A 13,785-nucleotide genomic window follows, 5' to 3' on the forward strand; every position below is an offset into this window, starting at 1 on the left:
AATCCCGAACTTACGAGTAATCAACAGTGTTGTCCTTCACGATGTTGACCCAGTGCAGACCCGTCGTCGCGGGTGCCGGACCTGCGCAGCGTCACCTAGCACTCTATACATGCGAGTGCCAGCGCTCAAGGTCCGAGTCTGCTTAATTGGTGCGTCTCGGACGCGCGGACGGTTTTCTTTGCTTCGATGCGTTGTGTAACGTTCGGATAACGGCCGAAGGGGTGGCCGCGATAGGCAAGGAAGGACGCGACGGCAACGCCGCACCGCGGCAAGGCCAACATCACCCAAACGACGGGAGGTGGATGATGAGAACGGCTCTGGGCGTGTCCGTAGGCAACGACGTTGTCTGCTCGGCCCTCGTCACCACCACACCCAACGGCGTGCGCACCTTCGAATACCGGATGATCGCCGCGGACGATCAAGCCAACACCGACACCGGCGATCTGGTTGCCTCCTCGATCGATCTGATGACCACCCAGCTCCCCAGCCGGGCCGTGCAGCCGGGCGGCATAGCGGTGGCTTACCGCAGCGCCGAACAGGAACAGGCGGTCCGCGCTGCCGCCGGCGGACGCCGGCGGGACCTGCAACTGGTGCCGGAGACCGCGGCCGCGCTGACGTATCTGCGCAGCACCGGCGAGGTCGCACAGCACGAGACGATCGCCATCATGGATGTCGGCGCGACCGGGTGCACAGTCACCGTCCTCAACCAGGTCGACGGAACCACCACGACAACCGAACGCACCGACAACATCAGTGGCGCAGCGATCGACGATCTGGTCACGGCCCGGCTGACCGCGCTGGCCGAACACCGCGGCCGTCGAGCGGACCGGGAGTATCTGGCGGCGCGGGCACGTGCCGCCAAGGAAGCGCTGTCCAACAGCGATGCCGCCACCATCGACACCGTCGATTCCGGGCAGATCCGGTTGCGCCGCGACGAGTTCGAAGAACTGATCGCGCCGATGCTGCAGGGGGCAGCGGAGTTCACCCAACGCGTCAGCGAGGCGGCGCCACAACGCCCGCAGCTGATTGTGGTCATCGGCGGCGGCGCGTACACGCCCGGCCTCCACCACGCGCTCGTGGACCGACTCGGCTTGCCGGTGCTGCTCGTTGACGAGCCGGAGGCGGTGATCGCCAAGGGCGCCGCGCTGATGGCTGATTCCGTCGGCCCAGTGCGATACCCGGTGGTGAGCATGCCAGCCGATCACCCGGTGGGCACCTTCGCCAAGGTGGCGGGCGCTTTACTCGGCGCTGTCGTGGTCATCGGACTGCTCGTCGGCTACGGGGTGCAAGCGCTGTCCGCGGCAGGCACCACGCCCGATTTGGCGCCGGCGGCCACGACGGTGGCGCGGCCGACCAGTGCGGTCGCGACAACGACGGCAGCGCCGCCGCCGGCCATGCCGGTGCAGAGCCGGCACACCCCCACACCGCCAACCAGCGACTATCCGGGCTGGGACGGCGACCCGGGACAGACCGGTCACACGACCGAATCCGCCCCGCTACCGACGACAACGGCCGGCGTTACCACCACGACGACCACGTCGCCGAAGACGTCCACACCCACCCTGCGCCCCGGTCCGGGCCTGCCCGAAGTTCCGTGGCCGCAGATTCAGCAGTGGTTCCCGGGGCAGTCGACCTCGCCAGAGACAACGAGCACCACGGCGGCACCGCCGACCAGCGCGGCACCCGCAGCACCGAACGGCTTCTCCGGTTCCGCGACGAACACCCCCGCACCCGTGGTCTCCCCCGCGCCAGTCGAGCCGCAGCAACAACGGCCACAGGTGGCGCCGAACGCGCCAGCGCCGCGGATGGGCTGGCCGAACACCGGATCGACCGGCTAAAGCTGGCTGACGCCTACAGACAGGCCAGGATCCGAAGCGACGCCCAGTTCGGACGGTGCGGCACCACCGGCAATGATGTGCGCCCCCAGCGAGGCGATCATCACGCCGTTGTCCGTGCACAGCCGCGGTTTCGGCACGCGCAGGGTAATGCCGGCAGCGGCGCAGCGTTCCTCGGCCAACGACCGGATCCGCGAATTCGCGGTGGCGCCACCGCCGAGCACGAGGGTATTCACTCCGGTGTCCTCGACGGCGCGAAGCGCCTTGCGGGTCAGTACATCGGCGACCGCCTCTTGAAAGCTGGCCGCGATGTCGGCAATGGGCAAGGGTTCGTCGGCGCGCTGTTTGCCTTCGACGTATCGGGCGACCGCCGTTTTGAGGCCGGAGAAGGAGAAGTCGTAGGGGGCATCGCGCGGGCCGGTCATGCCGCGCGGGAAACCTATGGCGCGCGGATCACCGTGCTGCGCCGCCCTGTCGAGCGCTGGACCACCCGGAAATCCGAGCCCGAGCAGCCGGGCCACCTTGTCGAAGGCTTCACCGGCCGCGTCATCGACGGTGCTGCCGAGTTCGGCGATCGGCTGCCCCAAATCCCGCACGTGGAGCAGGTGGGTGTGCCCGCCGGAGACCAGCAGGGCCACACACGGCGGCATCGGACCGTGCTCGAGCGTGTCCACCGCGACATGCCCGCCGAGATGGTTGACCGCGTAGAACGGCACGTCCCACGCCAGCGCATAGGCTTTCGCCGCGGCGACACCGACCAGCAATGCGCCGGCGAGTCCGGGCCCGATGGTGACCGCGAGTGCGTCGGGCTTTTCGACGCCCGCCGCGGCGAGCGCGCGACGCATCGTCGGCACTATCGCCTCGAGATGGGCACGCGATGCTACCTCCGGGACCACCCCACCGAAACGGGCATGCTGGTCGACGCTGGAGGCCACTTCGTCGGCGAGCAGTTCGCACGTGCCGTCCCCGCGCCACCGGACGATGCCGACTCCCGTTTCATCACAAGAACTTTCGATACCCATGACGATCATGACACTGACTCCGCGACTGGTTCACGGCGCATCGTGAAAGCGTCGGCGCCGCTGGGCTGGTAATAGTTCGGCCGAGTTCCCACGATGTCGAAACCGAACTTTCGGTACAGCGCAATGGCCGCATCATTATCCGTGCGCACTTCCAAAAACACTGCACCGCCGTGACTCTCGGCGGCAACGAGCAGCAGGCGCAGCAGCTGCGAACCCAGCCCGAATCGCCGGTAGTTGCCGGCAACGGCAATCGTGTGCACCTCGGACTCGGGAAAGAACGTGCTGCCGCGCAACGCAATTCCTGCATACCCGACAACCGTCGCGTCGTCGAGCGCCACGAAATAGCGGTTGCCGCTATGCGTCAGTTCCGAACGGAAAGCCGAGGCACTCCATGGTGAGTCACCCGGAAACAACTCGAGCTCCAGCTTGGCGCACTCGTCTACATGGGTGTCGGCCATCGGCACAATGCACACACTCATCGACTCGGCACCGCTCGCTCCACGGCGTCGGGCCGCCGAAGATACAACGGCACAAGTGGTTCCGGGTCAGTGCCCGCGAGGCGCGAGGCAGCCACCCGGACCAGACCGACGGGCGAGGGACTCTCCACCGGCTGCACCGGCAGATCGAACAGATCCACGAACAGCGGTGAACCGGCGATCATTTCGGCCAACTCCACATCCAAGTCGTGCGGCTTGCACACGCCGGGGCCGTCAACGCGAATCCCGTTGCGGTAGCGGGACCAATACACCTCTCGACGCCGAGCATCGGTCACTACCAAGAGTTCTCGATCGGTGGCAACGTCAGCGGCGATCGCATCCAGACTGCACACGCCGTGGACGGGAATGTTCAGTGCATCGGCAAACGCAGCGGCCGTAGCCATTCCGACACGCAGGCCGGTGAACGGGCCGGGACCACAACCCACCACGACCGCGTGCACGTCAGCGGGTCGCAGCGACGTTTCGGCCAGACACTGCTGGATCTGCGGGGTGAGCAGTTCGGCATGCGCGCGGGCATCCACTTTCACCCGGGTGACCAACGGGGTCGAGGCGGAGCCGACATCGACCAGCCCGGCCGTCACGGCCGGTGTGGAGGTGTCGATAGCCAGCACGATCATGACGGATTGACCCATTCCCATTCGACGGCACGGACTTCGGTGTCCGGTTCGCGGCGCAGCCGCACCCACAGATGCCGCGTTGCCAAGTGTTCCACCATGCCCGCACCCCACTCCACCACGACCACCGCATGCTCGAGATCGGTGTCGAGGTCCAGAGCGTCGAGCTCATCGAGTGGGCTTGCGCTGTCGTGCAACCGATAAGCGTCGACGTGCACCATTGCGACCGGCTCCAAGTCGCCGCCCCGGTTACCGGCTCGGTGCTGGCGCGCGATCGTGAACGTCGGCGAGCTCACCCGGCCTGAGACGCCGAGCCCGGCAGCAATTCCGCGCGCCAGCGCGGTCTTTCCGGCGCCCAGCGGACCGTCGAGAATCACCAGATCGCCGGCCCGCAGCTGCTCGGCCAGCTCACGGCCGAACGCCTCGGTGTCGGCAGTCGTTGCCAGCCGCACCTCACCCAACGCCCAGCTCGCCCCCGCCGGTGAAACGCCGAGCCGTGCGGCCGCGCACGGCGGTGACTATCTCGTAGTGAATCGTGTGCAGCATGTCCGCCCAGTCCTGGGCCACGGGCTCCCCGGCCTCACCATTGCCGAAGAAGACGGCCTCGTCGCCCTCTTGGACATCGGTAGCGCCTGGGCCGAGATCGACGACCACCTGGTCCATGCACACCCGCCCGATTCCCGGCCGCCGCGCGCCACCGAGCAGGACCTCGAACCGTCCGCTCAGCGCCCTCGGCAGCCCGTCGGCGTAACCGAGCGGCAGCAGCGCCACGACTGTGTCGTGCGGCGCGACCCAGTCGTGCCCGTAAGAGACGCCCTCGCCCGCAGCGACCTCCTTGACGAGGGCAACCCGGGCCCGCAACGTCATCGCGGGCCGCAACCCGAAATTGCCGAGCTCGGGAACCGGCGAGAGTCCATATATCGCGATGCCCGGCCGAACCATGTCGAAGCGCAGGTCTGTGCGGGTCAGCGTGGCCGCCGAATTCGCGAGGTGGGTCACCTCGGGGTCGAGGCCCGCCGCGCGCGCCGCCGCGATCGCATCCTCGAACCGCTGCTTCTGTTTGTCGATCACCGGGTGATGCGGTTCGTCGGCGTGGGCAAGGTGGGAGAAGATAGCGCGCAGCCGCGCGGTCCCCTCCGCCGTGAGCCGCTGCAATTCGGCGAGCACCAACGGATATTCCTGCATCGACGCGCCATTGCGGTTCAAACCGGTGTCGACCTTGATGGTCACCGTCGCCGTCGTGCTGATGGCGCGTGCCGCGTCGGCCACGGCCTGCAGATGCTTGACCGAGGAAACCCCGATTTCGATGTCCGCGGCGATGGCAGCGGCGTAGTCGGCGTCCGCGGTGTTCAGCCAGCACAGGATCGGGGCGTCGATGCCCGCGGACCGCAATTCGAGCGCCTCGGAGATGGTCGTCACACCGAGCTCGGCGGCTCCGGCGGCAAGAGCGGCACGACTGACCTCGACCGCGCCGTGGTTGTAGCCGTCTGCCTTCACCACGGCCATGACCCGGGCCGGACCCGCGTGCTCGACGAGGATCCGCGTGTTATGCGCGATCGCATCGAGGTCGATGACCGCCTCGATTTGCGACACGCCGGCCCGGGACTGGGTGGTCGGCTTGTCGGTGCTCACGGCTTTCGAGTTTGCCATTGTTGCCGCGTTTGTTCCGAATCTGGCCTGCCGTGAGCTTGCGCGCGCAAGGTCCGCACGGCGTCGCGGACCCGGTCGAGCAACGGCAGCGCGGAGATCGGCGCGCCGACGGCACCGCCATCGTGGGCGGCCAAGTTCGCCGCCAGCGCGTGTGCCCGTGCCCCCGCAGCTGCCGCGACGGCCGGATCCAGGCCAGCGGCCAGTAACGACCCGATGATGCCGGAGAGCACATCGCCGGCCCCGGCGGTCGACGCCCACGACCCGCCGGCTTCGTTGACCAGCACCTGACCGGTTGGCGATGCGATCACCGTGGCGCGGCCCTTCAGCAACACGGTTACTCCCCAGTCGGCGGCGAGTCCGGTCACGGCAGCAACGCGATCGGCACCGACCTCTTCGCCGGTGAGACGGGCGAACTCGCCGGCGTGCGGGGTCAACACTGTGGGCGCCGATCGACCACGAACAAGCTCACTGTGTTCGGCCAGGACGGTGAGCCCGTCCGCGTCGATGAGCACCGGGAGGTCCGAGCCGAGGACCAGTGCCAACCGCTCGCGCGTCTCATCACCGGTGCCACCGCCGGGTCCGATGACCCAGGCCTGGACCCGGCCAGCAGACTCGATGTCTGGTGCCGCAACAACTTCGGGATAGCGCGCGAGGACCTGGACCGCGGCCGACCCGGCATAGCGGACCATTCCCGAGGTCGCGGCCACCGCGGCGCCGCTGCACAGCACCGCCGCACCCGGATACTTCTCGCTTCCGGCACTGATCCCAACCACGCCTTGGGAGTATTTGTCGTCGTGCGGGCCAGGCACGGGCCACAGCCGCCCGACCTCGTCGGCGTCCAGCGCGCCCAGCCCCGACGGGTCCAGGCGCAGCCCGATGGGCACCAGCTCCACTCGACCGCACTGCGGTGCCGCGAGCACGTGGACGCGTTTATAGGCGCCGAATGTGACTGTGACGTCCGCGCGAACGGCCGGACCAGCGACCGCACCCGTGTCCGGGTCGACACCACTGGGCAGGTCGGCAGCGACGATCGGGGCGCGTATCTTGGCGACGAGTTCGGCGGCGTCCGGGCGCAGCGGCCCCTTGCCGGAAATGCCGACGATTCCGTCGATGACCAGCTCCGGACCGTCCAGCGTCGAGCCCACTCGACCACCCGAATTACGAAGCGCAGCAAGGCCTTTGACGTGGGCGCGGTCCGGCTTCAGAAGTATCGCGGTGACGGCGGCGCCGCGACGTCGCAGCATTGAACCAGCGAACAGCACGTCCCCGCCGTTGTCGCCCGAGCCGACCAACAGCGTGACCCGCCGCCCGACGATGCCGCCGGTGCGCCGGCGCAGTTCTGCCGCGACGGCGACCGCGAGGCCGGTCGAGGCCCGCTGCATGGGCACGCCCTCGGGCACGCGGGTGAACAATTCCGCTTCGGCGGTTCGTACCTCATCCGCCGTGTAGTAGTAGCGCATCCTCTCCACCAACCGCCGGGCCGTTTACGCTTTCCCCATGAACCGCGACCATTCGCTGCGACGTCTTCTCACGCTACCCATAGCAACCCTCGCAGCGGTGGCTGTTGTGTCGGCCTGCTCGCCCAATGACGAATCGAAGTCAGCGCCGAGTTCCACCGTGCCGGGCGTTGCCACCTCGGCCCCGACCGCAACGTCACAGGCTGCGGCAGCGGCGGCGACCGTCGAAGTCAAGGACATGAAGTTCTCACCGGCGACGGTGACGATCAAGGTCGGACAGACCGTCACCTGGAAGTTCGACGACAACGGCATCCCGCACACAGTTTCCGGCCTGCGCGACGTCGGCATGGGTATCGACAGTCCGATCCAGCGCGACGGCACCTACAGCCACACCTTCGACACTGCCGGCACTTTCGACTACATCTGCAGCCTGCACCCGCAGATGAAGGGCACGGTCGTCGTCAAGCCGTAGCGAAGCTATTCGACAGTGACCGACTTCGCCAGGTTGCGCGGCTTGTCCACGTCGTAGCCGCGGGCTTGGGCGACCTCGGCCGCGAACACCTGCAGCGGGACCGTGGACAGCAGCGGTTGCAGCAGCGTCGGCGCCGCCGGGATCTCGATGAGGTGGTCCGCGAACGGCCGGACCGTCTCATCGCCTTCCTCGGCGATGACGATCGTTCGCGCGCCACGCGCCTGGATCTCGCGGATGTTGCTGAGCAGCTTGGCATGCAGCACGGCCCGGCCCTTCGGCGAGGGCATCACCACCATCACCGGCAGGCCTTCCTCGATGAGTGCGATCGGGCCGTGCTTGAGCTCGCCGGCGGCGAAGCCCTCGGCGTGCATGTAGGCCAGCTCCTTGAGCTTCAGCGCACCCTCGAGCGCCACCGGATAGCCGACGTGGCGACCCAAGAACAGCACGGTCGTGGAATGCGCCAGCTCACGCGCTAGCGCCCGCACCGGTTCAACGGTTTCGAGCACCCGATCGATCAGCTTCGGCATCGCCTCCAACTCGGCGAATTCGTGGGCAACCTCGTCGGGGTACTTGGTGCCGCGTGCCTGCGCCAACGCAAGGCCGACCAGGTAATTCGCCGTCACCTGCGCAAGGAACGCCTTGGTGGAGGCGACGCCGATCTCCGGCCCGGCCCGGGTGTAGAGCACCGCGTCGGACTCGCGCGGGATCTGTGCGCCGTTGGTGTTGCACACGGCCAGCACGCGGGCTTTCTGAGTCTTCGCATGGCGGACCGCCTCGAGGGTGTCCGCCGTTTCACCGGACTGCGATATCGCGACGACCAGCGTGGAGCGGTCCAGGACCGGATCCCGGTAACGGAATTCGCTGGCGAGTTCCACCTCGACGGGAAGCCGTGTCCAGTGCTCGATCGCGTACTTGGCGACCAGACCGGAGTGATAGGCACTGCCACAGGCGACGACGAACACCTTGTCGACATCGCGCAGTTCTTGATCGGAGAGTCGCTGCTCGTCGAGCACGATCTTGCCGTCGGCGAAGTGCCCGAGCAGCGTGTCGCCGACAGCGGCCGGCTGTTCTTCGATCTCCTTGAGCATGAAGTAGTCGTGGCCACCCTTTTCTGCGGCCGCGAGATCCCAGTCGATCTTGAAGTGCCGGGAGTTGACTTCGTCGTCGTTGCCGTCGAAGTCGAGGATTGTGTGACCGTCGGCACGGATCACCACTACCTGGTCCTGGCCGAGCTCCACGGCATTGCGGGTGTGCTCGATGAACGCCGCGACATCGGAACCGACGAACGTTTCGCCGTCGCCAAGGCCGACGACCAGCGGCGTGGAGCGACGCGCCGCCACGATCATGTCCGGGTGGTCGGCGTGGGCGAACACCAGCGTGAAGTGGCCCTCGAGGCGCCGCAGCACCGAAAGCGCGCTGCCCACGAAATCGCCAGCCGTCGGTCCGTCGTGATACGCACGCGCGAGCATCTGCACCGCAACCTCGGTGTCGGTGTCGCTGGAGAATTCGACACCGTCGTGTTCGAGTTCGGCGCGCAGCGGCGCGAAGTTTTCGATGATGCCGTTGTGGACTACGGCGATCTTGCCAGCCGTGTCGCGGTGCGGGTGCGCGTTGCGGTCGGTTGGACCGCCGTGCGTCGCCCAGCGGGTGTGGCCGATGCCGGTGGTACCGGCGAAACGTTCGCGGCCCGCCTCGGCGAGTTCTGCCTCGAGGTTGGCCAACCGGCCCGCCTTGCGTTCGACGGCCAATCCACCGTGACCGTCGAGGATCGCGATCCCAGCGGAGTCGTAACCGCGGTACTCCATTCGGCGCAATGCCTCGACCACTACGTCCAAGGCGGCGCGGTGGCCGACATAACCCACGATTCCGCACATGGTGCTCCAGCGTACTGGGATTGCGGGCCCGCTCGCGCACCGTCCGGCCACGGTGCGACGCTCGGTCGGATAACGTCTTGTCCGTGTCATCCTCCGTCAAGGCGTTGATGTCAAAACTGGCCAATCGCGGTCCGCATCGCGTATTGCGCGGTGACCTGGCAATTGCCGGCCAGCCGGGAGTGGTCTACACGCCCGGATCCGGGCTCGGACTGCCCGCGGTTGCGTTTGCACACGGCTGGCTCGCGGGCGCCGACAACTATCGGACGTTGCTCGAGCATCTGGCGTCCTGGGGAATCGTCGCGGTGGCGCCGAACAATGAGCGCGGCCCGATGCCTTCGCACGTCGGACTGGCCGCGGACCTGCGAACCTGCCTGGACATTTGCACCGGCGTCCGGCTGGGCGCCGGTGACATCAGCGTCAACCGGGAGCGGCTCGCATTCGCCGGCCACGGCATGGGCGGTGGGGCTGCAGTACTGGCCGCGGCGCGGCGTCCCGTTGCGGCGGTGGCCGCGCTGTACCCGGCACCGACCTCACCGGCGGCCGAGTCCGTGGCGCCGGAGGTGAAAGCGCCGGGCCTGATCGTTGCCGCGGCCTCCGATATCGACGGACCGGATGCGAACGCGGCCAAACTCGCGGCCGCCTGGGGTGGCGACGCGGTGTTGCGCGCGGTCGACAAGGCCAGCCACAACGGCCTCGCCGAGGGCCGACGCGTCCTCGCCGCGCTCGGTGCCGGCAAAGCCGACAAGAAGACGCAAAAGGCGACGCGAGCGCTGTTGACCGGCTTCTTGCTGTACACGTTGACCGCGGACAAGACCTACAGCGACTTCGCCGACCCCGACGCCACGGTGCCCAAAACGCATGTCATCGACCCACATGCGCCTCAGGACGAGGAGCATCGCGGTCGACTGGGTCAGGTCAGCCAACTCTTGGGTCGATAGCAGATCTCGTCCGGATCCTCGGTCTGCTGCGCCTTCGGCGCACGGCGTCGATCGGCCGCCGCGCCTGTTTTGGTCATCGACCGCGCCGCCGCCGTTGCCTCGGCCTGGATGCGGGCGCAGGCTTGCCGGTGTTCTGCGGCGATGTGCTCGATGATGTCGGCATACGTCACAGCGGGCCGGCCTCGGCAAGGATGGCGCCGACGTCTGGCGGCGGGGCGGGTGCCGGTGCCGCGGGCGGAGCGGATTCCTCAGATGTGGTGCGCCGCGCCGACTGTGCCGCTAATACCGGCGGCACCGGATTGGGCGCTGGTGGCGGCGCTTGCGGCACCTCGCCAACCGGCGGTGCGGTTGCCGGAACCTCGGGGGCGATGGTCGGCGTGCCGTCGCGGCCGAACTGCAAGGTGTAGGTCTCGGCATGACCATCAGCGCCGGTCACGTCAAGACTCACTTCTCCGCCGGTCGCCTCCGCAATCCGCACATGCGTCCCCGGCACATCGAATTCGATCGCGGGCGCAGGATCGGGGCCGGTGGCGGCGGCACCGGTCTGCTCCGGCGGTGGTTGGTTGCCGCTTGGCGGCGAGTCATCACCGGGTACCTGCTCTGGATCGTCTGGTGCGTGCTCAGCGATCTGGTCACCGATCGCGGTGATCGTGTCGAGGACGGTCTCCGAAAGCGCTTGTGCTACTTGGCCACCGGCCTTGATCGCCTCGACCGCCACCGGGGTGAACTCGTCGATGAGGCTCACGATGGTCTCGCCGATGCCGTCAAAGGCGCCGCCGGTGGCCGCACCGGAGTCGCTGGCGGTAGTCGTGTCGCCGTCCGAGGGTTGCGTGCTCGCACCGGTGTCATCACGCTCCTGTTCGGAACTGTCGTCCACCTCGGACAGCGCATCACCAAGCGTTGCGAGGATGGTCCGCACCGCGTCGTCGGTGTGCTGGCACAGCTGCATGAAGCCGGTCAGGATCGCCTCAGCTCGCGGCGCGAAGACATTGCTCAGCCAATCACTGCACAACTGCGCCACTTGTTCCGCTGCTGCGGACTCGTCGGCCGTGAGCTGCGGGAACAGCCGTAAGACTGGATCGGTAACGCGCCCCGTGTCCGCAGCCGCGATGACGCCGTCGACATCCGCCAAGGTGGCCCCGGCGATGTGGTCGGAGGCAAAGGACGCCGCGGTGTCGGCCTTGCGTTGCACAACCGAATGCAGAGCGGTCGCCGCCGCCCCGAATGCCGCGGCGGCATTGTCCAGTGTTGTCGTAACCCCGGCCACGCGGGCGATACGCGGCACGGGCGCCGAGCCGTCGACCCAGGCGGAGGCCAACTCATCCGCCAGCCCATCCTGTCGCGAATAATGTTCGCACGCAGCCAAGTTGGCCTGTTCCACCGCGGCTGCCGCGTGGGCCAGCTGGCCGAGGTTAACTCCGCGCTGCTCGTCATAGGATTCGCGCAACTGCTCCGGTGTGTATCCGTCCGGTGCGATGCGGAGGTAGCGTGCCGCGAGTTCCTGGACGTGTCGAAGTCCGTGGACGCCGGTGTCCAAAATGTCGCTGCTGGATCTGACGTCGCCGCCTCCGGCTCTCACCGCACCGCCCGTCCGATGGTGGTCGCGCTCTCCTCGTCTTCAGCGACAATTCGATCCACCATCGCGCGCAACGTTGCGGCAGTGAATTCGGTCGCGCCATGCCAGTGGGTAAGCAATTCGGAAACTCGCACGAGGCCGTCATCGATTCGCCGGCCCGCGTCCGCGTACTGCGCGCCGGTGTGCGCGGGACCAAAACGGCAGTGATGCATTGCGGTTTGGCCACCGCGCAACTCCTCGGCAGAAGTAACCAAGGAGTCCGCAATCTCGCGTACCTTCGCCACATCCACGTTCATGAACCGCCCCCATCCCGAGTCCTCAGCAGGCCAGGTTGGCCCCTATCGAGATGGACGCACTCGTGGTCGTGGTGGTTCCGTGGGAGTGCCCGTCAGAACGGAAATCCGGTTCCAAAGCTTGGTCCGCCAAAGAACCCGCCGCCACCGGTCGGACCCGTCGCTCCCGGGAGTCCCGTGGCGCCGGTCGGCCCCGACGTTCCGGGCGTCCCGGCTTGGCCGTTTTGGCCAGGGAAAGCGAAGCCGCCACAGCAGTACCCACCGTTGCCGGTGCCGATTGTGCCGGCGGTCCCACCGTTACCGCCGGCACCGCCGATTCCACCGGCGCCGTTGGCGCCACCAGCACCGCCCGGACCGCTGAGCCCGAGAAGCCCACTGGTGCCCCCGGCGCCGCCGGCACCACCATTGCCGCCCGCACCGCCGGCGCCACCAGTACCGCCAGCGCCGCCGTTGCCTGCATTGCCGCCAATAGCGAATCCACCTATGGAACCACCGTTGTCTTTGCCAATGTTGCCGCCATTACCGCCATTTCCGCCGACAGCACCGGCCCCGCCGCTACCTCCGGCGCCGCCGGTACCCCCGGCTCCGCCGCTACCCACCAACGAGGCACCATTGCCGCCCTTACCGCCGGCACCCCCGGTTCCGCCGGCGCCGCCGGCGGTACCTTGACCGCCGGCCCCGCCGTTTCCGGCATTGCCACCCTGGGCGTATCCACCGATCGTCAGGCCGTTGCTGTCGGCGATGCTGCCGCCATTGCCGCCGTTCGCGCCTTGTCCACCGTTGCCCCCGTCGCCGGCGTTTCCGCCGACCGAAATCCCTGCGATATTCGCGCCATTGCCATTAGCGATATTGCCGCCATTTCCACCGGAAACCCCTGGTGCAGTGCCGTTTGCACCATTACCGGCGTTGGCGCCAACGGCGTAACCCCCGATCGTCGCGCCGTTGCCGTCGCCAAGCGATGTCCCGTTTGCGGCGCTGCCGGCGGATGGATTGACGCCCGCGAGCCCGGCCACACCGGCGCCCCCGGCCCCGCCGACGCCGCCATTGCCGAGGAGCAGACCGGCGTTGCCGCCATTACCGCCGGCCGCGCCCAAACCACCCATGCCGCCTGCGCCGCCGTTACCAACCAGCAGTCCGCCGAGTCCGCCGTTGCCACCTGCCTGGCCCGGCATCAGCCCAGGACCACCGGCGCCTCCGTTACCGACCAGGCCCGCATTTCCGCCATTCTGGCCCGGACCACCGGCGCCCCCGTTGCCGACCAGTAACCCGCCGTTCTGGCCCGGACCACCGTCCCCCACCAGGAGTCCGCCGGGACCGACCAGGCCCAAGACCGGCGTGCCGGTTCCTACTCCGAATAGCGAGAGCAGCGGGTTGGTGGCGATCGGCGCCGGAGTCGACGGAGTCGTCGTTACCGGTGGGGTAACCGTGAACAACGAGGAGAAGAAGGCGGAGAAGCCGAAGTCCGCCGCGCTGGGCGTCGGTGCCGCGTCTGCCATCCCTGTGGCCGAACCCGCACCGAGAACGCCAACCGTCGCGGCACTGGCAACCATTACCTTT

Annotated in this window: 14 protein-coding genes; 3 read left to right on the forward strand and 11 right to left on the reverse strand. The window is 67.9% G+C overall.

Annotation, left to right across the window (positions count from 1 at the left end; genetic code table 11):
• The first annotated feature begins 305 nt into the window (after positions 1 to 305).
• Positions 306 to 1,838, forward strand: a complete 1,533-nt coding sequence (locus tag FOS14_RS01500; RefSeq protein ID WP_185981559.1) for an Hsp70 family protein — start codon at positions 306 to 308, stop codon at positions 1,836 to 1,838.
• Here FOS14_RS01500 and tsaD read toward each other — a convergent pair.
• The 6 genes from tsaD to FOS14_RS01530 are packed head-to-tail and all read right to left on the reverse strand — an operon-like array spanning position 1,835 to position 7,078.
• Positions 1,835 to 2,866 (reverse strand): tRNA (adenosine(37)-N6)-threonylcarbamoyltransferase complex transferase subunit TsaD, encoded by a 1,032-nt coding sequence (gene tsaD / locus FOS14_RS01505; RefSeq protein WP_143768477.1) that lies wholly within the window; start codon positions 2,864 to 2,866, stop codon positions 1,835 to 1,837. The two genes, FOS14_RS01500 and tsaD, sit on opposite strands and share 4 nt — an antisense overlap.
• The gene (gene rimI / locus FOS14_RS01510) at positions 2,863 to 3,336 is read right to left on the reverse strand and encodes a ribosomal protein S18-alanine N-acetyltransferase (RefSeq protein WP_143768478.1); all 474 of its coding nucleotides are present in this window, start codon (positions 3,334 to 3,336) and stop codon (positions 2,863 to 2,865) included. The genes tsaD and rimI overlap by 4 nt, the downstream gene beginning before the upstream one ends.
• Entirely contained in the window at positions 3,333 to 3,971 is a 639-nt protein-coding gene (tsaB, locus tag FOS14_RS01515) for a tRNA (adenosine(37)-N6)-threonylcarbamoyltransferase complex dimerization subunit type 1 TsaB (RefSeq protein ID WP_143768623.1), read from the reverse strand. Before tsaB ends, rimI begins: the two co-directional genes overlap by 4 nt.
• A complete protein-coding gene (gene tsaE / locus FOS14_RS01520) occupies positions 3,968 to 4,429 on the reverse strand; it encodes a tRNA (adenosine(37)-N6)-threonylcarbamoyltransferase complex ATPase subunit type 1 TsaE (RefSeq protein WP_143768479.1) in 462 nt (153 codons plus the stop codon). Before tsaE ends, tsaB begins: the two co-directional genes overlap by 4 nt.
• Positions 4,422 to 5,618: an alanine racemase gene (gene alr, locus FOS14_RS01525; protein WP_143768480.1), complete on the reverse strand. Its 1,197-nt coding sequence runs from the start codon at positions 5,616 to 5,618 to the stop codon at positions 4,422 to 4,424. Before alr ends, tsaE begins: the two co-directional genes overlap by 8 nt.
• Positions 5,597 to 7,078, reverse strand: coding sequence for an NAD(P)H-hydrate dehydratase (locus tag FOS14_RS01530; RefSeq protein WP_143768481.1), 1,482 nt, complete (start codon positions 7,076 to 7,078; stop codon positions 5,597 to 5,599). The genes alr and FOS14_RS01530 overlap by 22 nt, the downstream gene beginning before the upstream one ends.
• 37 nt (positions 7,079 to 7,115) lie before the next feature.
• Here FOS14_RS01530 and FOS14_RS01535 point away from each other — a divergent pair, with 37 nt between their 5' ends.
• On the forward strand, positions 7,116 to 7,547 hold the full coding sequence (locus FOS14_RS01535) for a cupredoxin family copper-binding protein (protein WP_143768482.1): 432 nt from the start codon (positions 7,116 to 7,118) through the stop codon (positions 7,545 to 7,547).
• A 5-nt stretch (positions 7,548 to 7,552) separates the two neighbouring features.
• Here the strand turns inward: FOS14_RS01535 and glmS are convergent, their stop codons facing one another.
• Positions 7,553 to 9,421 carry a glutamine--fructose-6-phosphate transaminase (isomerizing) gene (gene glmS / locus FOS14_RS01540; RefSeq protein ID WP_143768483.1) on the reverse strand — a complete coding sequence of 623 codons (1,869 nt, stop codon included), beginning with the start codon at positions 9,419 to 9,421 and terminating at the stop codon, positions 7,553 to 7,555.
• An 83-nt stretch (positions 9,422 to 9,504) separates the two neighbouring features.
• Here glmS and FOS14_RS01545 point away from each other — a divergent pair, with 83 nt between their 5' ends.
• Positions 9,505 to 10,359 (forward strand): dienelactone hydrolase family protein, encoded by an 855-nt coding sequence (locus FOS14_RS01545; protein ID WP_185981560.1) that lies wholly within the window; start codon positions 9,505 to 9,507, stop codon positions 10,357 to 10,359.
• Here the strand turns inward: FOS14_RS01545 and FOS14_RS01550 are convergent.
• From FOS14_RS01550 to FOS14_RS25390, 4 genes are all read right to left on the reverse strand, one after another.
• Positions 10,332 to 10,529, reverse strand: coding sequence for a hypothetical protein (locus FOS14_RS01550; protein WP_143768484.1), 198 nt, complete (start codon positions 10,527 to 10,529; stop codon positions 10,332 to 10,334). The genes FOS14_RS01545 and FOS14_RS01550 overlap by 28 nt on opposite strands.
• A complete protein-coding gene (locus FOS14_RS01555) occupies positions 10,526 to 11,938 on the reverse strand; it encodes a hypothetical protein (protein WP_143768485.1) in 1,413 nt (470 codons plus the stop codon). The genes FOS14_RS01550 and FOS14_RS01555 overlap by 4 nt, the downstream gene beginning before the upstream one ends.
• Positions 11,935 to 12,231, reverse strand: a complete 297-nt coding sequence (locus FOS14_RS01560) for a hypothetical protein (protein WP_143768486.1) — start codon at positions 12,229 to 12,231, stop codon at positions 11,935 to 11,937. Before FOS14_RS01560 ends, FOS14_RS01555 begins: the two co-directional genes overlap by 4 nt.
• A 92-nt stretch (positions 12,232 to 12,323) precedes the next feature.
• Entirely contained in the window at positions 12,324 to 13,778 is a 1,455-nt protein-coding gene (locus FOS14_RS25390; RefSeq protein ID WP_185981561.1) for a hypothetical protein, read from the reverse strand.
• Between the last annotated feature and the right edge of the window lie 7 nt (positions 13,779 to 13,785).

Source organism: Skermania sp. ID1734 (assembly GCF_007489285.1).
Taxonomy (GTDB): Bacteria; Actinomycetota; Actinomycetes; order Mycobacteriales; family Mycobacteriaceae; genus ID1734.